The organism is Rhodospirillaceae bacterium (genome assembly GCA_028819475.1).
In the GTDB taxonomy this organism is placed as follows: Bacteria; Pseudomonadota; Alphaproteobacteria; order Bin65; family Bin65; genus Bin65.
Genome location: JAPPLJ010000020.1, coordinates 24,583 through 46,177, shown reverse-complemented (window position 1 = coordinate 46,177; position 21,595 = coordinate 24,583). Strand labels below are relative to the sequence as shown.

The window sequence follows — 21,595 nt, the reverse complement described above, 5'->3', positions numbered from 1 at the left end:
GCATGTTTCGCACCTTGCGCGAAGAAATCGACGGAATCATGGCCCGCGATCCGGCGGCCCGCAGCCGGTTCGAGGTTGTCCTCAACTATCCGAGCTTTCACGCCATGCTGTTCCACCGGGCGGCACGGTGGTTCTGGCGGCGCCGGATGTACCTGCTGGGCCGCTGGACTTCGCAATGGGGCCGCTTCTGGACCGGGATCGAGATCCATCCCGGCGCGAAGATCGGCAAGCGGCTGTTCATCGACCACGGCATGGGCGTGGTGATCGGCGAGACCGCCGAGATCGGCGACGACGTGACCCTGTACCACGACGTGACCCTGGGCGGCACGTCGCCGAGCGTCGATTCCGACGCCCAGCGCAACGTCAAACGCCATCCGACCCTGGAAGACGGCGTGATCGTCGGCTCCGGGGCCCAGGTTCTCGGGCCGATCACCGTCGGCGCCAACGCGCGGGTCGGCGCCAACGCTGTCGTCGTGCGCGATGTCCAGCCGAACGTCACCGTGACCGGCATTCCGGCCAAGACCGTCATGCCCAAGGACAAGCGCACAGTGAAGAAGTTTGTCGCCTACGGCACGACCGGCGACCTGAGCGACCCGATGGTGCCGGCGATCGAAGCGCTGCGCAGCCAGGTCAACGCCCTGACCGAGCGGATCGAGGAACTGGAATCCGAACGCGACCGGCGCGAGGAACCGCCGGCCGCCAAATCCGCCTGACCGCCGGTCCTGCGCCGCAGATTCAATTCGCTAACGGGTTCATTTCGCTAACGGGCGCCCCGCCGATGACGCGCGTCTATCTCGACCACAACGCCAGCGCCCCGCTCAGGCCCGAAGCGGCCGAGGCGGTGACGGCGGCCATGGCGCTGCGCGGCAACCCGTCGTCGGTCCACGGCGAGGGCCGGCAGATGCGCGCCGTGGTCGAGCGCGCCCGCATCGATGTGGCCAAACTGGCCGGCTGCGATCCCGCCTCTGTCGTCTTCACGAGCGGTGCGACGGAAGCCAACGCCATGGCGATGAAGGCGTCGCCGGGTCCGGTTGCCGCCGCCGGGATCGAACATCCGTCGATCCTGGAAAATATCGGCGATTTGCGGGCGATCGCCTGTCTGCCCGAGGGACGGATCGACCTTGAGGCGCTGGAAACCATGCTGGACGAAAACCGGGACCTCGCCGCCGTCGCCCTGATGGCGGCGAACAACGAGACCGGGGTGGTGCAGCCGGTGGCCGAGGCCGCCGGACTGTGCCGGGCCGCCGGGGTCCGCCTTCATGTCGATGCGGTCCAGCACGCGGGAAAGAACGGGCTGGCGGACATCTGGGCGCATTGCGACAGCATGAGCGTGACTGCCCACAAGATCGGCGGACCGACCGGCGCCGGTGCGCTGATCGTGCGCGACCCGGGCGCCTGGCCGGCCCTGATCGCCGGCGGCGGGCAGGAGCAGCGCGTCAGGGCCGGGACCGAAAACGTCTCCGGCATCGCCGGCTTCGGTGCGGCGGCGCGCTCGGCGGCCCGGGAGGCCGACGGCTGGGCCGAGGTGCGCGACCGGCGCGACCGGCTGGAGGCGGCGATGCGCGAGCGCGCTCCGGAGCTCCGCGTGATCGGCAGCGGCGCGCCGCGGCTGCCGAATACTCTCTGCGCAGCCGTTCCCGGCATCCCGTCCGACCTGATGACGATGCGCCTCGACCTCGCCGGCATCGCCGTCTCGGCGGGCTCGGCCTGCTCGTCGGGCAAGGTCGCCGCGTCGCCGGTCCTGTCGGCGATGGGGGTCGAGGACAGGGTCGCGCAGTCGGCTATTCGGATCAGCCAGGGCCCGTACACGACCGACGAGGATATCGACCGATTCCTCGCTGCTTGGAGCGAGACGGTGACCGCAAAAAGCCGGGCCGCCTGAACCGCCGGCGTTCCGGACCGCCGCTGCGGCAATACCGCACCGGATCGGTCTTGATTTCAATCTGACCGGCCTACCTTAATCGAGACAAATCCGGTCCGGTTTGGCGGCGCGCCGCCTCGCCGCGGGTGTTTCGGGAGGATCGCCGATGCTGCGCCTCAACAGGATTACCGATTACGCAGTCGTCGTGCTGACGCAGATGGTGCGCGAACCGGACAAGCAGGTGACCGCGCCGCAGCTTTCCGAGGAATCCAGCGTGCCGGCGCCGACCGTCGCCAAGGTGCTGAAGGCGCTGGCGAAGGAAGGGGTGCTGGCCTCCCAGCGCGGCGTGCACGGCGGCTACCGGCTCGCCCGCCCGGCCGGCGACATTTCGATGCTCGAAGTCATCCGCGCGCTGGAAGGGCCGGTCAGCCTGACCGCCTGCGTCGACGGCGCCGAGGGCGACTGCGACGTCGAATCGCTGTGCCCGGTGCGCGGCAACTGGGACCGGGTGAACACGGCGATCCGGGGCGCGCTGGCCGACGTGACATTGGAGGATATGGCCATTCCCACCATGTTCGGCGTGCCGTTCGAGGCGGCGGACAAGGCCCACGGGGCCGGCCTGGCGCAGGAGGCGCGCTAGCCATGGCAGCCACCGCACAGACCGTCGCCCAGGTCCGCGATCTCGGCAAATACAAGCATGGCTGGGAAACCGAGATCGAGATGGAGACGGCCCCCAAGGGGCTAAACGAGGACATCGTCCGCTTCATCTCGGCCCGCAAGGACGAGCCGGACTGGATGCTCGACTGGCGGCTCAAGGCCTACCGCCACTGGCTGACCATGACCGAGCCGACCTGGGCCATGGTCGACTATCCGGCGATCGACTTCCAGGACATCTACTACTACGCCGCGCCCAAGAATACGGAAGGGCCGAAGAGCCTCGACGAGGTCGATCCGGAACTGCTGCGGACCTACGAGAAGCTCGGCATTCCGCTAAAGGAGCAGGAGGTGCTCGCCGGCGTTCAGGGCGCGCCCAGGGTCGCGGTCGACGCCGTGTTCGATTCGGTTTCCGTCGCCACCACCTTCAAGAAGGAGCTGGAGAGCCACGGCGTCATCTTCTGCTCGATCTCCGAGGCGTTGCAGAACCATCCGGACCTGGTCCGGAAGTATCTCGGCACCGTCGTGCCCTACACCGACAATTTCTATGCGACGCTGAACTCGGCGGTCTTCTCCGACGGGTCGTTCGTCTACATCCCGCCCGGCGTTCACTGCCCGATGGAACTGTCGACCTACTTTCGCATCAACGCGAAGGACACCGGCCAGTTCGAGCGCACGCTGATCATCGCCGACGAGGGCAGCTACGTCTCCTATCTCGAAGGCTGCACGGCGCCGATGCGCGACGAGAACCAACTCCATGCCGCCGTCGTCGAACTGGTCACGCTGAAAGACGCCGAGATCAAGTATTCGACGGTGCAGAACTGGTATCCCGGCGACGAAACCGGCAAGGGCGGCATCTACAATTTCGTCACCAAGCGCGGCGCCTGCCGGGGCGACGATTCGAAGATCCGCTGGACCCAGGTCGAGACCGGTTCGGCGATCACCTGGAAGTATCCGTCCTGCATCCTGCAGGGCGACAATTCCGTCGGCGAGTTCTATTCCGTCGCCATCGCCAACAACGCGCAGCAGGCCGATACCGGCACCAAGATGATCCATCTCGGCCGCAACACGCGCTCGCGCATCATCTCCAAGGGCATTTCGGCCGGCCGGGCCCGCAACACCTATCGCGGTCTGGTAAGAATGGGCCCGAAAGCATTGAACGGTCGCAATTTTACCCAGTGCGATTCGCTGCTGATCGGCGACCGGTGCGGGGCGCATACGGTGCCGTATATCGAAAGCCGGAACCGGACGGCCACGGTCGAGCACGAGGCGACGACCTCGCGGATCGGCGAGGACCAGCTGTTCTACTGCCGCCAGCGCGGCATCGGCGAGGAGGATGCAGTGGCGCTGATCGTCAACGGCTTCTGCAAGGAAGTGTTGCAGGAACTGCCGATGGAATTCGCCGTCGAGGCTCAGAAGCTCGTCGGCATCAGCTTGGAAGGCAGCGTCGGCTAGACGGCGACGGGGCGTTGGGGACGCCCGCCGGGAAACAGGCAAACAGGTTCGGGAAACATGCTCGAAGTCGTGAATTTGCACGCCGCCGTTGACGGCAGGGGGATCCTGAACGGCCTCGACCTGGCGGTCGGGCCGGGCGAGGTCCATGCGGTCATGGGGCCGAACGGTTCCGGCAAGAGCACGCTCAGCTATGTGCTTTCCGGCCGCGACGGCTACGAGGTCACCGAAGGCAGCGTCCGGTTCAGGGACCAGGACCTGCTGGCGCTCGAACCCGAAGAACGCGCCGCGGCCGGTCTGTTCCTCGCCTTCCAGTATCCGGTCGAGATTCCCGGCGTCACCAACATGACCTTCCTGAAGCACGCCGTGAACGGGCTCAGGGTGCAGCGCGGGGAGGAAGAGCTCGACGCCATGCAATTCCTCAAGCTCGTCCGGCAGAAGGCCAAGGCGCTGGGCATGAGCGACGACATGCTGAAACGCGCCGTCAATGTCGGCTTTTCCGGCGGCGAGAAGAAGCGCAACGAAATCCTCCAGATGGCGGTGCTGGAGCCGGACTTCGCCGTGCTCGACGAGACCGACAGCGGCCTGGATATCGATGCGCTTAAGATCGTCGCCGACGGCGTCAACGCCCTGCGCGGGCCCGGGCGTTCCATGCTGGTCATCACCCACTATCAGCGGCTGCTCGACTATATCGTCCCGGACCGGGTTCATGTCCTGGCCGGCGGGCGGATCGCCCGGTCCGGCGGCAAGGAACTCGCGCTCCGGCTCGAAAGCGAAGGCTACGCCGCCTTCGCGGACAAGGCGGCGGCCTAGGCGATGGCGCGCCTCGCTCCGATCGACGAAACGGCCGGTGGGCCCGCCGCTTCCGGCGCCGACTGGCTGACCGGTTGGCGCAACGGACCGGCAGGCGGTCCCGATGCCTCGCCGGACTGGCTGGGCGCGGCGCGGGCTGACGCGGCCGGCCGTTTCGCCGGGCGCGGCCTGCCGGACCGGCGGGTCGAGGACTGGCGCTATACCAATCTTGCCCATTTGACCGGACTTGAGTTGGACTGGGCGCCGGCGCCGGCCGACGTGGCGAAAGAGAGCCTGCCGGCGCTCGTCTTCGGCCGGGAGGCGGAATGCCGGCTGGTCCTGGTCAACGGGCAGGTCCGGCCGGCGCTGTCGACGGTGCCGGCCCTGCCCGAAGGCACGCTGCTGACCTCGCTCGCCGACGCGCTGGCGTCGGGCCATCCGGGCGTTGCGGATCTGCTGAAGCAGCGGGTCGCGGCGGACGGCGGTGCGCTCAAGGCGCTCAACGACAGCTGGCTGGAGGACGGCTACGTTCTGATCGTGCCCGACGGCGTCACCGTCGACATGCCGATCGAGATCCTGTCCGTCGGCACCGGCGGCGCCCTGCCGCCGGCCTACCAGCCGCGCAATCTCATCGTGGCCGGGGCGGGCAGCCGGGTCACGGTGGTCGAGCATCATGTCGGCCTGTGCATCGGCGGCTATTTCGCCAATCTGGTGACCGATGTCGCGGCGGGCGCGGAAGCCATCGTGCGCCATTGCAAGGTTCAGGACGAATCCCGGGAGGCGATCCATATCGCCCTGCTCGATGCCGCGCTGGACAGCGGCGCCATGTTCGACAGTTTCTGCTTCACCCTCGGCGGCCGGATTTCGCGCAACGAATTGCGGGTCTCGCTGGATGCGCCGGGCGCCCATTGCCGGCTCAATGGCGCCTACCTGGCCAGCGGACGGCAGCATTGCGACCACACGACGTCGGTCGATCATGCCGCGCCGGAGACCCACAGCGACCAGCTCTACAAGGGCGTGCTGGACGGCCGGGCGCGCGCCGTGTTCCAGGGCAAGGTGACGGTCCGGCCGGACGCCCAGAAGGTCGAGGGCCACCAGATGAGCCGGGCGCTGCTGCTGTCCGAGACCGCGGAAGTCAACACCAAGCCGGAACTGTTCATCCATGCCGACGACGTGCAGTGCAGCCACGGCGCGACGGCCGGGGACCTGGACGGCGAGGCGCTGTTCTACCTGCGCTCGCGCGGCGTGCCCGAGGGGCAGGCCCGGCAGCTGCTGGTCGAGGCCTTCCTGAACGAGGCGATCGACGCGGTGGCGCTGGCCGGCATGCGGCTGCCGCTGGAGCGCAACGTGGCGCGCTGGATGGCGGAGCGGCCCCGACCATGACTATGGGCGCCATGACCGCAGCCCCCGCCCTTCGCGATATGCCGGCCCACGGTCGCAACACCTACGATCCGGCGGCCGTGCGCGGGGATTTCCCGATCCTGTCGCGCACAATCTACAACAAGCCGCTGCGCTTCCTGGACAACGGCGCGAGCGCGCAGAAGCCGCAGTCCGTCCTCGATGCGGTGCAAAACAGCTATGCCCGCGAATACGCCAACGTCCATCGCGGCGCCCATTATCTGAGCGGCGCGGCGACCGAGGCCTATGAGGGCGTGCGCGAGAAGGCTGCCGGCCTGCTGAATGCGCCGGCGCCGGAGACTATCGTCTTCACCAGGAATGTGACCGAGGCGATCAACCTTGTGGCCTGTTCCTGGGCCGACGCCCATCTTTCGGCGGGCGACGAGATCGTCATCACCCAGATGGAGCACCACGCCAACATCGTGCCCTGGCAGCTGCTGCGCGACCGCAAGGGGATCGTGCTCAAGGTCGCCCCGGTCGAGGACGACGGCCGCTTCGAGGTAGAAAAGTTCGCCGCCCTGCTGACCGACCGCACGAAGCTGGTCTCCGTGACCCATGTGTCGAACGTGCTCGGCACGGTCGTGCCGGTCGCCGAGGTGACGCGGCTGGCGCAGGCGGCCGGCGCCTGTGTGCTGATCGACGGCGCCCAGGGGGTCGTCCATCAGCCGGTCGACGTGCAGGCGATCGGCTGCGATTTCTACGCCTTCACCGGCCACAAGCTCTACGGGCCGACCGGCATCGGCGTGCTCTACGGCACGGCGGAGCGATTGGCCGAGACGCCCCCGTGGCAGGGCGGCGGCGACATGATCGAGTCCGTGTCGTTCGAGAAGACGGTCTATGCCGATCCGCCGCTGCGCTTCGAGGCGGGCACGCCGCCTTTCGTGCAGGCGATCGGTCTGGGTGCGGCGATCGACTATGTGCAGGCGCTCGGCATGGAGGCCATCGGCGCCCACGAGCATCTCCTTTGCGACCATGCGATGGCGACCCTGCGCGCGGTGCCCGGCGTGCGTCCGATCGGCGAGGCGCCGGACAAGGCGGCTATCGTGTCCTTCGTCGTCGACGGCCTGCATTCCATGGATGTCGGCGCGATCCTCGACCGGCAGGGCATCGCCGTGCGCGTCGGCCATCACTGCGCCCAGCCCCTGATGGCGCGCATGGGCATCGAATCGACCGTCCGGGCCTCGATGGCGCTCTACAACACGACCGAAGAAATCGACGCGCTGGCCGCGGGCATCCGCCATGCGCAGAAGCTGCTGGCCTAGGCGCGATGGACCTGACGGCCTACGAGGACTATGCCGAGACGCTCGAAGCGCTCGACGACGAGATGCGCTTCGAATACCTGCTCGACATCGCGAAGAAGAAGCGGGGCGAGCCCTTTCCGGAAGAGGCGATGGACGACGCCCACCTCATGCACGGCTGCATGTCGCGGGTCTGGATCGTCCACGATACTTCGGAGGACCGGCACTATTTCCGCGGCCATTCCGACGCCGCTATCGTCAAGGGGCTGGTCACCATGATGACCGACAGCTTCAGCGGCCTGACGACGGCGGAGCTGGCGCAGATCACGCTCGATCATGTCCGCCGGCTCAATCTCGGCGCGCTGACCACCCAGCGCCAGGTCGGCATGATGGCGATGCTGAAACACCTCCAGAAGCTGGCCGGCGCGCGGCCCGGCTTCCAGGCGGCGTGACGATGGCCGGCGAACCCGGCGGCGGGGCCTCATCAGGCGGAAGCCTTGCCGACTTCATGGCGGCGCCGGCGGAGGAAGGCCTGACGGCGGCGGCCGGCGCACCGCTCGAAAACCCGCAGGGGCGGGCGGACCGCGACGCGGTGATCGAGGCGCTGAAATCCGTCCACGACCCGGAAATCCCGGTCAACATCTACGATTTGGGCCTGATCTACGAAGCCGACCGCCGGCTGAACGGCGATGTCGAGATCACCATGACGCTGACCGCGCCGCACTGTCCGGTCGCCGGCGAGATGCCCCGGGAGGTCGCCGAGGCGGTGGCCGCCGTCGACGGGGTCGGGCGGGTCACGGTGACGTTGACCTGGTCGCCGCCCTGGACGCCGGACCAAATGAGCGACGATGCAAGGTTTATTCTTGATATGTTCTAGGAAAAGTGATATATATTGAGAGTATGAGGCTTTGGGAGAATGCGATGACTGTCATCGAGACCGGAAAAGAGAAACCTGCAACGCCGAAAGCGGAAGAGGGAGAGTCCGAGACACCAAAATTTATGAGTACCAAGAGCAAGACGTTGTCGGATCATCTGCATGCGACCACTCTTGGGAAATATCCATGGAATTCCGATAAGAAAACCTCGTAATGCCAAAGGAGCGGGAAATATTCGCCGGTCTGATTGAAAAGGAAGGCGAGCCCGCCACAGAAATACTTCTTACTTTAGGATTGTTCCACTATCACAAATGGGACCGGATTGTAGATCGGGAGAGGCAGAATGACGGGAAGCCTTTGTCGATAGTCCAACAGCACAGAATCGGCGATGAATTTTCGCCGGAAGACGTTCGCCGTTATCGGCAGATTGCAACCGAGACGATCAGGGATTTGCAGAAACAGGCGTTGCTCGGCGACCTCAATTCGACTTTCTCGCGGCACCGCGACACCTGGTGGCGCGGGTTCGGGCAAAGCTTCGCCGCGGCTCTCGCTTACAGTATCCTCCTTCTTGTCTTGTTTTTTGTCGTACGCTGGCTAGGTTCCGATCTGGCGGCGATATTCGGCCGCGTCGCCGGATAGGCCGCATTTCGGATGGCGAGACGAAGCCCATGATGCCCCAGGTGATCACGCTGACCGACCGCGCCGCCGACCGGGCAAAGGCCCTGATCGGCAAGGCGGAAGACGAGGTGCTCGGCCTGCGCGTCGGCGTGAAGTCCACCGGCTGCTCCGGCATGAGCTACTATGTCGAATACGCTCGGGAGCAAAAGAAATTCGAGGATGTGGTCGAGGACAAGGGCGTGCGGATCTTCATCGAGCCCTCGGCGACCATGTTCCTGTTCGGCAGCGAGATGGACTGGGTGGAAGACCGGTTCAACGCCCGGTTCGATTTCGTTAATCCCAACGAAAAGGGCCGGTGCGGCTGCGGCGAATCCTTCACCGTCTAGACTTCGATTCCCGACAAATCATTACATTTCCTGACAGCTTTCGATTGCTGACGCCCAACGCGTCGCAAACCTGCCGGAATCGCCATGCCGAAAGTCACCTTCGTCGAGCGCAACGGCAATCCGCGGGAAATCGAGGCCAGGGCCGGCCAGACCCTGCTGGAAATCGCCTGGGACAACGGACTCGACGTCGAAGGCGCGTGCGAAGGCTCGATGGCCTGCGCGACCTGCCACGTCATCGTCGACCCGGCCTGGTTCGACCGGCTGCCCGATCCCTCCGAGGATGAGGAGGATATGCTGGACCTGGCCTACGATATCCAGAAGACGTCCCGCCTCGGCTGCCAGATCACGTTGACCGAAGCCTTGGACGGACTGGTCGTGCGCCTGCCGAAGGACGTCCGTAACATGCTGCTTTGACATGGCCGGTCGGGACGGAAATCAGGCGAGCATCGAGAAAAAATTGCGCGCAATTTTGTGCGCATTTTTCTTGACCGGCCCGCTGCCGGTCCACACAATTGCGGCGTGAACGGACGACAGTTCATTGCGCGGGTCCGCAAGTGGGCGAGAAGCCGGAATCTGGAGGTGCGCTTCGTGGCGTCCGAAGGCGCCGGTTCGCACGGAACGCTCTATGCCGGCGACCGCAAGACCACCGTCAAGGACCGCAAGAAGGAAATCGGCAAGGGGTTGATCGCCAAGATGCTCGCCGACCTCGGGATCGACAGGGACGATTTCTAGGTATGTGAACGACGGTAAAATCCGCGGAGGGCCGCAACATGCCGGATGCCTATAACTATCCTGCCGAGATCGAACGCGATGAGGACGGACGGTATGTCGTCGCGTTTCCGGATTTCGGGTGGGGCGCCACCGACGGCGCCAGCCCGGACGAGGCGCTGGATGAAGCCAAAGACCTGCTGCGCGAGCTTATTGCGACGACAATCCGGGAGGGCGGAGGCCTGCCCCGGCCGTCGCGCGCCGGCAGGGGGCAGCCCCTGGTCGTCCCGCCGGTGCAGATCGCCCTGAAGGCGGCCCTTTACGAGGCCTGGCGTGAGGCCGGGATATCGCAACGCCGGTTGGCCCGCGACCTCGATGTCGCTGAAAGCGAGGTGCGGCGCATGTTGAATCCGGAACACAGCACCAAGGCCGCAACAATGGACCGCGCATTGCGCCGGCTGGGAAAGCGCGTAACGGTCACGGTCGACGAGGCTGCCTGAGCCGCCTTCGGCGGTGAGACGGTCGGGCCGCTGCGGTTGCAACTGTTCGATGCTGCGGTCGCTCGATCGCTTGCCGGGTGACAAAGCGTCGTTTCGGCGGTCCTGTTTGACGCTATAACGGCCTCTTAGACTGCACAGGAAAGTACAGGAAAGACGCTGGAAGGGCTTGTCGCGTACCTGCCCTGGGGGCGTCCGCAAGAATATGGTCGAGGCTTCGAAGGAACCCGTTTACGAAGGCGCGCTGTTCAACCGGCTGCGGGTCGGCGCCGGGGCGCAGTGGGACGCCTATGTCGGGCACGAGTTCGTTCGGCAGCTGGGCGCCGGCAGCCTGCCGGAAGCGGCGTTCCGGCATTACCTGATCCAGGATTATCTGTTCCTCATCCACTTCTCGCGCGCCTGGGCGCTCGCCGCCTACAAGGCGGAGACCCTGGCGGACATCCGCTCGGCTGCGGAGGTGTTGGCCGGCATATCCGATACCGAAATGCGCCTGCACGTCGAGTTCTGCGCCTCCTGGGGCCTGACAGAAGCCGATATGGAAGCCGCGCCGGAAGCGCCGGGATGCCTCGCCTATACCCGCTATGTGATCGAAACCGGCCTGCGCGGCGATCTGCTGGACCTGCATGTCGCGCTCGCGCCCTGCGTCGTCGGCTATGGCGAGATCGGCCGGACACTCGGCACTCTCGAAACGGTGGCGAACAACCCCTACCGCGCCTGGATCGAGATGTATTCGGGCGATGAATATCAGGCGATCGCGCGCGGCGCCGCCGCTGCCCTGGACGATCTCTGGGCCCGCCGCGGCAGCGACGCCCGCCTGGCCGGCGTACAAAGGATTTTCGACGAAGCGACACGGTTGGAGGCCGGTTTCTGGCAGATGGGATTGGATGCCGCATGACCGAGCCTGCCGCAAACCGCAAGATCCGGAACCAGGCGGATATCAGGGCACTGGAAGCGGCGACCGCGGACGGCTTCCTGCCCGTCGCCTCCACCTGGGAACTGCTGGCCCGAGGGCGCGACCTGTTCGGCGACCGGCCGGCCTTTCGCTTCCTCGAAACCGGCGCGCCGGGCGGCCCGGCGGTCGACATCTCCCATGCCGACCTGTTCGCCCGGGTGACCCAGGCGGCGAACCTGTTCACCGATCTCGGCGTCGGCCCGGACGACGCAGTCGCCATGCTGGCGCCGAACATCCCGGAGGCGCATTTCGCCCTGTGGGGCGGATCGGCGGCGGGCCGGGCCTGCCTCGTCAACAATCTGCTCAATACCGACCATATCGCGGAACTGGTCGAAGCGGCCGGCGCCAAGGTGCTGGTGGCGCTGGGGCCGGATCCGGCGCTCGATATCTGGCGCAAGGCCCTGGACGTCCACGACCGGGCGTGGGGTCTCAACGCCGTTCTGTCGATCGGCGGCGCGCAGGACGGGGCGGACGATTTTGCCTCGGCGATCGCCGGCTATCCCGCCGACCGCCTGACTTCGGGCCGCGCGATCCGGCGGGAAGATATCGCGTCCTGCTTCCATACCGGCGGCACGACCGGCGCACCGAAACTGGCACTGCACAGTCACGGCAACCAGGTGCATGTCGCGTGGTCAGCCAGCCGGATGTTCCATATCCGGCCGGACGATATGGCGATCAACGGCTTTCCGCTGTTCCATGTCGCCGGATCGATGGTATTCGGCCTCTCGCTCCTGGCCGGCGGCGCCGGCCTGCTGCTGCCGACCCGCCTGGGCGTCCGCCATCCCGACGTCATCGCCCGCTACTGGGAACATGTCGCGGAGCATCGCGTGAGTTTCCTGTCCGCAGTCCCGACGCTGCTGGCGGCGCTGCTCAGCCAGCCCTACCCGGAGGCCGACATTTCGTGCGTGCGCCGCATGGTGATCGGCGGGTCGCCGCTGCCGACGGAAATGGCCGACGTCTTCGAGGAAACTTACGGCATTCCGGTGCGCAACGCGTTCGGCATGACCGAGAGCGCGGGCATCGTTACCATAGAGCCCTATCTTGCGCCGGCGCGGGTGCGGGGATCCTGCGGCCTTCCCTTGCCCCACACCGAAGTCATTGCCGCGGCGCTCGGCCCGGACGGCGCCGACGTCTCGAGGCCGATGCCGGTCGGAGAAACGGGCGTGATTGCGGTGCATGGCCCCAACGTCAGCCCCGGCTACACCGATCGCAAGCGCAACGCCGGCACGTTCACCGAAGACGGCTGGCTGATCAGCGGCGATCTCGGCCATCTCGACGAGAACGGCTACGTTTACGTCACCGGCCGGTCCAAGGATGTCATCATCCGCGGCGCCCACAATATCGACCCCGCCATGGTCGAGGAGATCGTGAACCGGCATCCCGCCGTCGAGATGAGTGCGGCGGTCGGGCAGCCGGATGCCTACGCCGGCGAACTGCCTGTGGTCTATGTCGCGCTCAAGCCGGATATGCCGGCGACCGAAGAGGAAATCCTCGCCTTCGTGACGCCGTTGATCGCCGAACGGCCGGCCGTGCCGAAACGGGTGCATATCCTGCCCGGCCTGCCGCAGACTGCGCTCGGCAAGGTGTTCAAGCCTGCCCTGCGGCTGCAGTCGATCGAAAGGGTTTTCGGCGAAGCGCTGGCGCCCTTGCGGGACGACGGCGTTACCGTGGCGGTGACCGGGCAACAATCGGCGGCGGGCCTTTCGGCGCATATTGCGCTGGGCGGCGCGGACGGCGCAGCGGAAGAACGGGTCAGGTCGCTCCTGCGTGGCTTTCCGGTGGACTACAGGGTGGAGGTCTCCGTCTGACGGGCCGCCTGCCCGGTTCCCGGGCGATTGCGGCGCAACGTCTTGATTGCCGGGCAACGCTTGAACGATGGCCGGGGCGGCCTTATACGCTGCCCGCGCGGCGGCGGCGCGCCCCGTCCCTTTCGGGAGTTCCCCGTTCGGGATTTTCCCGTTCGGGATATCGGGGCCGCGCGGGCGTGGCGGAATTGGTAGACGCGCTGGCTTTAGGTGCCAGTGACGAAAGTCGTGGGGGTTCGAGTCCCTCCGCCCGCACCATCCGGCCGACCGGATCGAACGGAAACGAACCGAACGGGCGCCCGCGCCGCCCGAGCCTCAAGATTGGATTTGCCGAACCATGCAGGTGACGGAAACGACGGCCGAAGGCCTGAAACGCGAATACAGGGTATCCATCCCGGCGAAAGACATCGACGGCAAGGTCACCAGCAAGCTGACCGAGGTCGGCCGGGATATCCAGCTTCCGGGGTTCCGCCGGGGCAAGGCGCCGCTGCCGGTCCTGAAAATGCGGCTGGGCAAGTCGGTGCTGGGAGAGGTGCTGGAGGAAACGCTCCAGGAGAGCGTTGCGAAGACGCTGGAGGACAAGGAACTCAAACCGGCGATGCAGCCGCAAATCGAGATCGGCGACTACAAGGACGGCGGCGATCTCGAATACACCATGTCGCTGGAAGTCCTGCCGGACTTCACCGTCATGGACCTGGCGACCATCGAACTGGAACGGCTCCGGATCCCGGTGGCGGAGGACGTCGTCGACCGGGCGGTCGCCTCCTTCGCCGAGAACCGGAAGGAATCCGAACCGGCGCCCGACGGCCACGAGGCCGCGGCCGGCGATATCGCTGTCATCGACTTCCGCGGCACCGTGGACGGCGAGGCGTTCGACGGTGGCACGGCCGAGGACTATCACCTGAGTCTCGGCGCCAACACCTTCGTCCCCGGTTTCGAGGACCAGTTGATCGGCGCGAAGGCCGGCGACCGGAAGGACGTGAAGATCGCGTTCCCGGAAGAATACCCGGCCGAAACCCTGGCAGGGAAGGATGCGGTCTTCGACGTGACGGTGAAAGAACTGCGGACATCGAAATTGCCGGAGATCGACGACGAATTCGCCAAATCCCTGGGCGCCGAAGATCTGAACGCGCTGCGGGAAGCCGTAAAGGCCGACATCGAGCGCGAATATAACGGCGTGAGCCGGACCCGCCTGAAACGCGACCTGCTCGATATTCTGGCCGACGGCCACGAATTCGAACTGCCGCCGGGCATGGTCGAGGTCGAATTCGAGGCGATCTGGACGCACTATGAAGAACGCAAGGCGCAGGACGGGCTCGACGAGGACGAAAAGGACAAGTCCGAAGACGCGCTGAAGGCCGAATATCGCGATATTGCGGCCCGCCGGGTCCGTCTCGGCATCGTGCTCAGCGCGATCGGCGCCGGGCAGGACATCGAGGTGTCCAACGAAGAACTGAACCGGGCCATCCTGCGCGAGGCGCAGAATTATCCAGGACGCCAGCGCGAGGTGATGGAGGCCTACCAGAAGAACGCCGAGATGCGCGACGGCCTCAAGGCGCCGATCTACGAGGACAAGGTGATCGACTATATCGTCGAGCTCGCCCAGGTCAGCGAGAAGGACTCGACGCTGGAAGAGGTCATTGCCATGCCGGAAACGGACGCCGCGCCGGCAGGAGAGGCGGCCGCGTAGAAAACAAGGCCCCGGAACCGCCTGCCGCAAGGGCCCGGCGGCCTGCGGCGGGGCGGACACCGGACTGGCAGCGCCTGCACGGGAAGCCTATGTACTGGCGTCGGACCGCTCCGCCCGGCCGTCTCCAAAGCCGAACCCCCAATCGAGAGAGCTTCGAGAGAGCCGTATGCCCGATCCCGCCGATCACTACATGAACACGCTCGTGCCCATGGTCGTCGAACAGACCAACCGCGGCGAACGGGCCTACGACATCTATTCCCGCCTGTTGAAAGAGCGCATCGTCTTCATCACCGGCGCCGTCGAGGACCAGATGTCGTCGCTGATCTGCGCGCAACTGCTGTTTCTGGAAGCCGAAAACCCGACCAAGGACATTTCGATCTACATCAATTCTCCGGGCGGTATCGTGACTTCCGGCCTGTCGGTCTACGACACGATGCAATATGTCCGGCCGGAGGTGTCGACCGTCTGCGTCGGGCAGGCGGCTTCCATGGGCTCGCTGCTGCTTGCCGCCGGGGCGCCGGGCAAGCGCTATGCGCTGCCGAATGCCCGAATCATGATTCATCAACCGTCCGGCGGGTTCCAGGGCCAGGCGACGGACATCGAAATTCACGCCCGGGAAATTCTTGCCGTGCGCGCGCGGCTGAACGACATTTACGTCCGGCATACCGGCCAGGAGCTCGCGGCGATCGAGGATGCGATGGACCGAGACCGCTTCCTGACTCCGGAGGAATCGAAGGATTTCGGCATCATCGACGAGGTCGTGACCAGCCGGCCCCAGGACAGCGATGACGACAACGGGGACGGCGGATAGTCGGGCAGCGCGCCGCAGACCTGATTCAATCTGGTCACGGTCCGGGCCTGTCGCTATCATGCGCCCCAATCGCGACGTTTCGGACCGCGGCGTCGCGGGAAACGGGGCCAGACCGCCAGACCGATTGATGCGGATTTTCGATTTGCAAGCCGATCCTGACGCCGATCCTGATAGGGCCGACCACCGATGAGCAAATCCGGCAACGGCGATTCCAAGAACACCCTCTACTGCTCGTTCTGCGGCAAGAGCCAGCACGAGGTGCGCAAGCTGATCGCCGGTCCGACGGTGTTCATCTGCGACGAGTGCGTCGAGCTCTGCATGGACATCATCCGGGAGGAGAACAAGTCCAATGTCGTCAAGAGCCGCGACGGCGTGCCGACGCCGCTCGAGATCAACGAGGTTCTGGACGATTATGTGATCGGCCAGCATCACGCCAAGCGGGTGCTTTCCGTCGCGGTCCACAATCACTACAAGCGCCTGGCGCACGGCGCCAAGTCCAACGGCGTCGAACTCGCCAAGTCAAATATCCTGCTCGTCGGGCCGACCGGCTGCGGCAAGACCCTGCTGGCCCAGACGCTGGCGCGCATCATCGACGTGCCCTTCACGATGGCGGACGCCACGACGCTGACCGAAGCGGGCTATGTCGGCGAGGATGTCGAGAACATCATCCTGAAGCTGCTCCAGGCCGCCGATTACAATGTCGAGCGGGCGCAGCGCGGCATCGTCTATATCGACGAGGTCGACAAGATCAGCCGCAAGGCGGACAACCCGTCGATCACCCGCGACGTTTCCGGCGAGGGCGTGCAGCAGGCGCTGCTCAAGATCATGGAGGGAACGGTCGCTTCCGTGCCGCCCCAGGGCGGGCGCAAGCATCCGCAGCAGGAATTCCTCCAGGTCGATACCACCAACATCCTCTTCATCTGCGGTGGCGCCTTCTCCGGTCTGGAGAAAATCATTTCGTCGCGGGGCCAGAACAAGTCGATCGGCTTCGGCGCCGACGTCCGCGCGCCCGACGAGCGCAAGACCGGCGAGGTGCTGCGCGACCTGGAGCCGGAAGACCTGCTGAAATTCGGGCTGATTCCGGAGTTCGTCGGCCGCCTGCCGGTCATTGCCACGCTTGAGGACCTGGACGAGCACACGCTGGTCCGGATCCTGACCGAGCCGAAGAACGCGCTGGTCAAGCAATACCAGCGCCTGTTCGACATGGAAGGCGCCAAGCTCAGCTTCACGGACGATGCCCTGGCGGCGATCGCCCGCAAGGCGATAGCGCGGAAAACGGGCGCCCGCGGCCTGCGCTCGATCATGGAGAATATCCTGCTCGATTCGATGTTCGACCTGCCGGGCGACGATGGGATCGAGGAAGTCGCGATCAGCCAGGAGGTCGTCGAGGGCGGGGCGCAGCCCCTGCTGCTCTATGCCGACCGCAAGGCAGAAATGGGCGGCGTCAGCGCCTGAAGCGCCGACCCGGCGTCGCACTTTACCGCGAGGCCCTTGATCCGGCGGCGAACGAACCGATTTATCGGCTTGAAGGCGCGTTCAGCGGCCGCGGTGGCGGCGCCGGTTTACCGGCCATGACCTTTCCTGCGGTCGATGCCTGAACGGAGTCGGTCGTCAACGTTTCGGGTGAAACATATGTTCGAACTTCAGGGCGGTGTGTTGCTGCCTGTACTGCCGCTTCGCGATATTGTCGTTTTTCCGCATATGATCGTGCCGCTCTTCGTCGGGCGGGAAAAATCCGTCCGGGCGCTCGAAGACGTCATGCGGGACGACAAGCAGATCCTGCTCGTCGCCCAGAAGAATGCCGCTCAGGACGATCCTTCGACCGCCGACATCTTTACCGTCGGGACGATCGGCACGGTGTTGCAGCTGCTCAAACTGCCCGACGGCACGGTGAAGGTGCTGGTCGAAGGCGGCCAGCGCGCCAAGATCCTGCGCTACGCCGATAACGATACCTTCTTCCAGGCCTGGTCCGAGGTCATGGAGGAAGAGGGCGAAGACGACAAGGAAGTCGAAGCGCTCATGCGCACGGCGGTCTCGCAGTTCGAGCAGTATCTCAAGCTGAACCGCAAGATTCCACCCGAGGTGCTGGTGTCGATCAACCAGATCGACGAGCCGGGCAAGCTGGCCGATACGGTGGCCTCGCACCTGAACCTGAAAATTCCGGAAAAGCAGGAACTGCTCGAAATCGCCCCGATCGGCGCGCGGCTGGAAAAGATCTACTCCTACATGGAGGGCGAAATCGGCGTGATGCAGGTCGAGAAACGCATCCGCAGCCGAGTCAAGCGCCAGATGGAGAAGACCCAGCGCGAATATTACCTGAACGAGCAGATGAAGGCCATTCAGAAGGAGCTGGGCGAGAGCGAGGACGGCAAGGACGAACTGGCCGAAATCGAGGAGAAGATCAAGAAGACCAAGCTATCGAAAGAGGCGCGGGAAAAGGCCGATGCCGAGCTGAAGAAACTCCGCTCGATGAGCCCGATGTCCGCCGAATCGACGGTCGTGCGCAACTATCTCGACTGGCTCCTGGGCATTCCCTGGAAAAAGCGGACGAAAATCAAGCGCGATATCGGGCGCGCCGAGCGCATCCTCGACGAGGACCATTACGGCCTGGAGAAGGTCAAGGAACGGATCATCGAATATCTCGCCGTTCAGCAGCGGATGAAGAAGATCAAGGGGCCGATCCTGTGCCTGGTCGGCCCGCCCGGCGTCGGCAAGACCTCGCTGGGCAAATCGGTCGCCCGCGCGACCGGCCGCAACTTCGTGCGCCTGTCCCTGGGCGGCGTGCGCGACGAGGCGGAAATTCGCGGGCACCGGCGCACCTATATCGGCTCGATGCCGGGCAAGGTGGTCCAGTCGATGAAGAAGGCGAAGAGCTCGAACCCGCTGTTCCTGCTCGACGAGGTCGACAAGCTGGGCGCCGACTGGCGCGGCGACCCCTCGTCGGCGCTGCTCGAAGTCCTGGATCCGGAGCAGAACGGAACCTTCAACGACCACTATCTCGAGGTCGACTACGATCTCTCGGACGTGCTGTTCATCACGACGGCCAACACGCTGCGCATGCCGCAGCCCCTGATGGATCGCATGGAGATCATTCGTCTGCCCGGCTACACCGAGGACGAAAAGGTCGAGATTGCCAAGCGGCACCTGATCCCCAAGCAGGTCGAAGCGCACGGTCTGAAGGAAAGCGAGTGGTCGGTCTCCGATTCGGCGCTGCGCTCGCTGATCCGCTACTACACGCGGGAGGCCGGCGTCCGGAACCTTGAGCGCGAAATCGCCAATCTGGCGCGCAAGGCGATCAAGCAGATCGTCAGCGGCGCGACCGAAAAGGTCACGATCACCAACCGGAACGTCGAAAAGTTCGCCGGCGTCCGTAAATTCCGCTTCGGCCTTGCCGAGGACAAGGACGCGGTCGGCGTCGTCACCGGCCTGGCCTGGACCGAGGTCGGCGGCGAATTGCTTTCGGTCGAAGCCGTCACGCTTCCCGGCAAGGGCAAGGTGTCCGCGACCGGAAAGCTCGGCGACGTCATGAAGGAATCGGTCCATGCGGCCGAGAGTTTCGTGAAATCCCGGGCGGTCAGCTTCGGCATCAAGCCGACCATTTTCGAGAAGCGCGACATCCATGTGCATGTGCCGGAAGGGGCGACGCCGAAAGACGGGCCGTCGGCCGGCGTCGCCATGATCGCCGCCATCGTTTCGGTCCTGACCGGCATTCCCGTGCGCAAGGATGTCGCGATGACCGGCGAAATCACGCTTCGCGGGCGGGTATTGCCGATCGGCGGTCTCAAGGAGAAGCTGCTCGCTGCGTTGCGCGGCGGCCTGAAGACCGTGCTGATTCCCGACGAAAACGAAAAGGACCTCGCCGAAATTCCGGACAATGTGAAGCGCGGCCTGAACATCGTCCCGGTCAGCGCCGTCGACCAGATTCTGGAACACGCGCTGACCGCGCCGCTGACGCCGATCGAGTGGGCGGAAGCCGCTGACGGCGTCGCGGCCGTCCCCGGGGAAAGCACGAGCGGCGAAGTCGGCGTGGTCACGCACTAGCGGCACCATCGCGCAAGGCAATGCGAGTGGATGGTGAAATCCGCCGGGATGGTAAATTCCCTGCGAGATACACGCTTTGCTGCGGTTTCGGTGATTGACCGGGTTGCCGCGTTCGCCTTACACTTGGGGCAATCCGGCGGATTGAGTTCGAAATGCGGGAGGAGGCAGCCGTCTTGGCAGAAAGACGGTGCGTGGCGCACATCCGGCGGATGGTCTTCAATTATCCAAGAGCAAGAAGGAACCCTTAGGTGAACAAAAACGACCTTATTGCTGCCGTTGCCGCCAGCACGGGCCTGAGCAAATCCGACGTTGCATCTGCTATCGATGCGACGCTCGCTTCGATTACCGATACCCTGAAGTCCGGCGGAGAGGTGAAACTTGTCGGTTTTGGCTCCTTCCACGTGACTAACCGGGCGGCTTCCACCGGCAGAAATCCGCGTACTGGAGAAACGATCCAGATCGCTGCCTCCCGTCAGCCGAAGTTCAAGGCCGGCAAGGGCCTGAAAGATGCGCTGAACTAGGCCCTTCTTGCCCGAAAAATTTTCGCAATACAGGAAATGGCCGTCCGCATCAGGATGGCCATTTTCGGTTCGGCCGCCGACAACCGATCGAGGCGAATTGCGGCCTGGATTTTCCGGCCGGACGTTGGCGGCGGCGCAGCGGCGGTGTTGCGGGCGGTTAGCTCAGATGGGAGAGCGACTGGTTTACACCCAGTAGGTCGGCGGTTCGATCCCGTCACCGCCCACCAGACCGGGGCGGGTCGCGGGCCGGGGCCGCATCCCCGCAGGTCGGGATCGCAGGCCGGACATTCCGGGGGTTCGGCGCTTTCCTGCCGCAATCGTAAAGAAGAGGTGAGACAGCGCCGCTAATAGACGGAAAGAATTGGTAAATCGGCTTGTGAATTCCTCTGCAAAAAGAAGGATATCTCTCGGAAATAAAAAGAAAATCTGTTGATCTGTACAATTGCTCAAGTTATCTTGCCGGGAACAGACCAAATTTCATCGGGCCGACGGGAACAGGCAGGCATGCAGCGGCGAAATTCGCGCATTTCCGGTGGCCGGATGCAAGTTTCGGAGAGGGCATTCCGGGACGCGGTCCGGTCTCGCGCCCTCCGGTCGACCCACACCGGACCGCACACACGCACCAACGTCGCGGGCGGTCCCCGCGTCCTCCTTTGAATTCGAGCATGGCAGGCAAGCATGTTTTCGAGAGACAAGTCAAAAGACAACGCTGGTTCGAGCCCCGCACCGGCAGTCTCCCGTCCGGAGCCCGTACCCCCGCCGGATCCGGTGGCCGAGAGCAAGCCGGAGCCTCGGCAGCAGCGACCGACCGTCAAGCCTTCGGTCATAACCGAGGGCCTTCACGTTACCGGTAACCTGGCGTCGGGCGGCGAGCTTCTCGTCGACGGTTCGGTGACCGGGGATATTCACGTCCGCGGATTGACGATCGGCGCTTCGGGCAAGGTGGAAGGCAAGATTGTTGCCGAGGAAATCACGGTGTCGGGCGCCGTCGACGGCCAGATCAGCGCCAAGACGGTGACCATCGGCCGAACGGCGCGTGTCACGGGCGATGTGCTCCATGATGTGTTGTCGATCGAGAGCGGCGCCGAGTTCCAGGGCCGATGCCAGCGGCGGCCTGCCAGCGAACTCGAAGTGCCCAAGACGGCGGCACAGCTTGCGCAGGCGCAGAAGCCGGCGCAGCAGGCACAGCAGAAAGCCGCGAAGACGCCGCCTCCGGCCAATGTCCGGCCCGTCACGGCGCCGAAGCCGGCCGGCGCATCGGCAACGCCCGCAGGGTAAATCGGGCAAGGTCCCGCC

Annotated in this window: 23 protein-coding genes and 2 tRNA genes; all 25 read left to right on the top strand. The window is 65.2% G+C overall.

Going from position 1 to position 21,595, the window contains the following annotated elements; genetic code table 11:
- Positions 1–2: 2 nt before the first annotated feature.
- A complete protein-coding gene (gene cysE, locus OXM58_04715; protein MDE0147651.1) occupies positions 3–713 on the top strand; it encodes a serine O-acetyltransferase in 711 nt (236 codons plus the stop codon).
- Positions 714–778: 65 nt separating this feature from the next.
- Positions 779–1,882, top strand: coding sequence for a cysteine desulfurase family protein (locus OXM58_04710; protein ID MDE0147650.1), 1,104 nt, complete (start codon positions 779–781; stop codon positions 1,880–1,882).
- Positions 1,883–2,027: 145 nt separating this feature from the next.
- Entirely contained in the window at positions 2,028–2,501 is a 474-nt protein-coding gene (locus tag OXM58_04705; protein ID MDE0147649.1) for an SUF system Fe-S cluster assembly regulator, read from the top strand.
- Positions 2,502–2,503: 2 nt separating this feature from the next.
- Positions 2,504–3,970, top strand: a complete 1,467-nt coding sequence (sufB, locus tag OXM58_04700; protein ID MDE0147648.1) for a Fe-S cluster assembly protein SufB — start codon at positions 2,504–2,506, stop codon at positions 3,968–3,970.
- Positions 3,971–4,027: 57 nt separating this feature from the next.
- On the top strand, positions 4,028–4,780 hold the full coding sequence (sufC, locus tag OXM58_04695) for a Fe-S cluster assembly ATPase SufC (protein ID MDE0147647.1): 753 nt from the start codon (positions 4,028–4,030) through the stop codon (positions 4,778–4,780).
- A gap of 3 nt (positions 4,781–4,783) precedes the next feature.
- Positions 4,784–6,142: a Fe-S cluster assembly protein SufD gene (sufD, locus tag OXM58_04690; GenBank protein MDE0147646.1), complete on the top strand. Its 1,359-nt coding sequence runs from the start codon at positions 4,784–4,786 to the stop codon at positions 6,140–6,142.
- An 11-nt stretch (positions 6,143–6,153) separates the two neighbouring features.
- Entirely contained in the window at positions 6,154–7,419 is a 1,266-nt protein-coding gene (locus tag OXM58_04685; GenBank protein MDE0147645.1) for a cysteine desulfurase, read from the top strand.
- 5 nt (positions 7,420–7,424) lie between these two features.
- Positions 7,425–7,847 carry a SufE family protein gene (locus OXM58_04680; protein ID MDE0147644.1) on the top strand — a complete coding sequence of 141 codons (423 nt, stop codon included), beginning with the start codon at positions 7,425–7,427 and terminating at the stop codon, positions 7,845–7,847.
- Between the two features lie 2 nt (positions 7,848–7,849).
- Positions 7,850–8,272 (top strand): DUF59 domain-containing protein, encoded by a 423-nt coding sequence (locus OXM58_04675; protein MDE0147643.1) that lies wholly within the window; start codon positions 7,850–7,852, stop codon positions 8,270–8,272.
- 44 nt (positions 8,273–8,316) lie between these two features.
- A complete protein-coding gene (locus OXM58_04670; protein MDE0147642.1) occupies positions 8,317–8,484 on the top strand; it encodes a hypothetical protein in 168 nt (55 codons plus the stop codon).
- Positions 8,484–8,909 (top strand): hypothetical protein, encoded by a 426-nt coding sequence (locus OXM58_04665; protein ID MDE0147641.1) that lies wholly within the window; start codon positions 8,484–8,486, stop codon positions 8,907–8,909. Before OXM58_04670 ends, OXM58_04665 begins: the two co-directional genes overlap by 1 nt.
- Positions 8,910–8,938: 29 nt before the next feature.
- Complete coding sequence (locus OXM58_04660; protein ID MDE0147640.1) at positions 8,939–9,274, top strand: iron-sulfur cluster assembly accessory protein; 336 nt, start codon at positions 8,939–8,941, stop codon at positions 9,272–9,274.
- Positions 9,275–9,358: 84 nt separating this feature from the next.
- On the top strand, positions 9,359–9,688 hold the full coding sequence (locus OXM58_04655; GenBank protein ID MDE0147639.1) for a ferredoxin family 2Fe-2S iron-sulfur cluster binding protein: 330 nt from the start codon (positions 9,359–9,361) through the stop codon (positions 9,686–9,688).
- A 105-nt stretch (positions 9,689–9,793) separates the two neighbouring features.
- Positions 9,794–10,006, top strand: coding sequence for a hypothetical protein (locus tag OXM58_04650; GenBank protein MDE0147638.1), 213 nt, complete (start codon positions 9,794–9,796; stop codon positions 10,004–10,006).
- Between the two features lie 38 nt (positions 10,007–10,044).
- Positions 10,045–10,482, top strand: coding sequence for a hypothetical protein (locus OXM58_04645; GenBank protein ID MDE0147637.1), 438 nt, complete (start codon positions 10,045–10,047; stop codon positions 10,480–10,482).
- 202 nt (positions 10,483–10,684) lie between these two features.
- Positions 10,685–11,374 carry a thiaminase II gene (gene tenA / locus OXM58_04640; protein ID MDE0147636.1) on the top strand — a complete coding sequence of 230 codons (690 nt, stop codon included), beginning with the start codon at positions 10,685–10,687 and terminating at the stop codon, positions 11,372–11,374.
- The gene (locus OXM58_04635; protein MDE0147635.1) at positions 11,371–13,239 is read left to right on the top strand and encodes an acyl-CoA synthetase; all 1,869 of its coding nucleotides are present in this window, start codon (positions 11,371–11,373) and stop codon (positions 13,237–13,239) included. The genes tenA and OXM58_04635 overlap by 4 nt, the downstream gene beginning before the upstream one ends.
- 170 nt (positions 13,240–13,409) lie before the next feature.
- Positions 13,410–13,494: transfer RNA gene (locus OXM58_04630), tRNA-Leu, on the top strand.
- A 79-nt stretch (positions 13,495–13,573) separates the two neighbouring features.
- Positions 13,574–14,926: a trigger factor gene (gene tig, locus OXM58_04625; GenBank protein ID MDE0147634.1), complete on the top strand. Its 1,353-nt coding sequence runs from the start codon at positions 13,574–13,576 to the stop codon at positions 14,924–14,926.
- Positions 14,927–15,092: 166 nt separating this feature from the next.
- Entirely contained in the window at positions 15,093–15,737 is a 645-nt protein-coding gene (clpP, locus tag OXM58_04620; protein ID MDE0147633.1) for an ATP-dependent Clp endopeptidase proteolytic subunit ClpP, read from the top strand.
- A gap of 186 nt (positions 15,738–15,923) precedes the next feature.
- Complete coding sequence (gene clpX / locus OXM58_04615) at positions 15,924–17,192, top strand: ATP-dependent Clp protease ATP-binding subunit ClpX (protein MDE0147632.1); 1,269 nt, start codon at positions 15,924–15,926, stop codon at positions 17,190–17,192.
- 177 nt (positions 17,193–17,369) lie between these two features.
- A complete protein-coding gene (gene lon / locus OXM58_04610; protein ID MDE0147631.1) occupies positions 17,370–19,778 on the top strand; it encodes an endopeptidase La in 2,409 nt (802 codons plus the stop codon).
- A gap of 248 nt (positions 19,779–20,026) precedes the next feature.
- Entirely contained in the window at positions 20,027–20,299 is a 273-nt protein-coding gene (locus OXM58_04605; protein MDE0147630.1) for an HU family DNA-binding protein, read from the top strand.
- A 151-nt stretch (positions 20,300–20,450) separates the two neighbouring features.
- Positions 20,451–20,526: transfer RNA gene (locus OXM58_04600), tRNA-Val, on the top strand.
- Positions 20,527–21,067: 541 nt separating this feature from the next.
- Positions 21,068–21,577: a polymer-forming cytoskeletal protein gene (locus OXM58_04595; GenBank protein ID MDE0147629.1), complete on the top strand. Its 510-nt coding sequence runs from the start codon at positions 21,068–21,070 to the stop codon at positions 21,575–21,577.
- Positions 21,578–21,595 lie beyond the last annotated feature (18 nt).

Excerpts from the sequence above, each read along its gene's own strand:
- OXM58_04660 (MDE0147640.1), top strand. The coding sequence starts at position 8,939 with ATGATGCCCCAGGTGATCACGCTGACCGACCGCGCCGCCGACCGGGCA.
- tig (MDE0147634.1), top strand. The coding sequence starts at position 13,574 with ATGCAGGTGACGGAAACGACGGCCGAAGGCCTGAAACGCGAATACAGG.
- sufD (MDE0147646.1), top strand. The coding sequence starts at position 4,784 with ATGGCGCGCCTCGCTCCGATCGACGAAACGGCCGGTGGGCCCGCCGCT.
- OXM58_04705 (MDE0147649.1), top strand. The coding sequence starts at position 2,028 with ATGCTGCGCCTCAACAGGATTACCGATTACGCAGTCGTCGTGCTGACG.
- OXM58_04670 (MDE0147642.1), top strand. The coding sequence starts at position 8,317 with ATGACTGTCATCGAGACCGGAAAAGAGAAACCTGCAACGCCGAAAGCG.
- clpX (MDE0147632.1), top strand. The coding sequence starts at position 15,924 with ATGAGCAAATCCGGCAACGGCGATTCCAAGAACACCCTCTACTGCTCG.
- OXM58_04710 (MDE0147650.1), top strand. The coding sequence starts at position 779 with ATGACGCGCGTCTATCTCGACCACAACGCCAGCGCCCCGCTCAGGCCC.
- OXM58_04635 (MDE0147635.1), top strand. The coding sequence starts at position 11,371 with ATGACCGAGCCTGCCGCAAACCGCAAGATCCGGAACCAGGCGGATATC.
- sufC (MDE0147647.1), top strand. The coding sequence starts at position 4,028 with ATGCTCGAAGTCGTGAATTTGCACGCCGCCGTTGACGGCAGGGGGATC.
- sufB (MDE0147648.1), top strand. The coding sequence starts at position 2,504 with ATGGCAGCCACCGCACAGACCGTCGCCCAGGTCCGCGATCTCGGCAAA.
- OXM58_04665 (MDE0147641.1), top strand. The coding sequence starts at position 8,484 with ATGCCAAAGGAGCGGGAAATATTCGCCGGTCTGATTGAAAAGGAAGGC.
- tenA (MDE0147636.1), top strand. The coding sequence starts at position 10,685 with ATGGTCGAGGCTTCGAAGGAACCCGTTTACGAAGGCGCGCTGTTCAAC.
- clpP (MDE0147633.1), top strand. The coding sequence starts at position 15,093 with ATGCCCGATCCCGCCGATCACTACATGAACACGCTCGTGCCCATGGTC.
- OXM58_04675 (MDE0147643.1), top strand. The coding sequence starts at position 7,850 with ATGGCCGGCGAACCCGGCGGCGGGGCCTCATCAGGCGGAAGCCTTGCC.
- OXM58_04685 (MDE0147645.1), top strand. The coding sequence starts at position 6,154 with ATGACCGCAGCCCCCGCCCTTCGCGATATGCCGGCCCACGGTCGCAAC.
- OXM58_04645 (MDE0147637.1), top strand. The coding sequence starts at position 10,045 with ATGCCGGATGCCTATAACTATCCTGCCGAGATCGAACGCGATGAGGAC.
- lon (MDE0147631.1), top strand. The coding sequence starts at position 17,370 with ATGTTCGAACTTCAGGGCGGTGTGTTGCTGCCTGTACTGCCGCTTCGC.
- OXM58_04680 (MDE0147644.1), top strand. The coding sequence starts at position 7,425 with ATGGACCTGACGGCCTACGAGGACTATGCCGAGACGCTCGAAGCGCTC.
- cysE (MDE0147651.1), top strand. The coding sequence starts at position 3 with ATGTTTCGCACCTTGCGCGAAGAAATCGACGGAATCATGGCCCGCGAT.
- OXM58_04655 (MDE0147639.1), top strand. The coding sequence starts at position 9,359 with ATGCCGAAAGTCACCTTCGTCGAGCGCAACGGCAATCCGCGGGAAATC.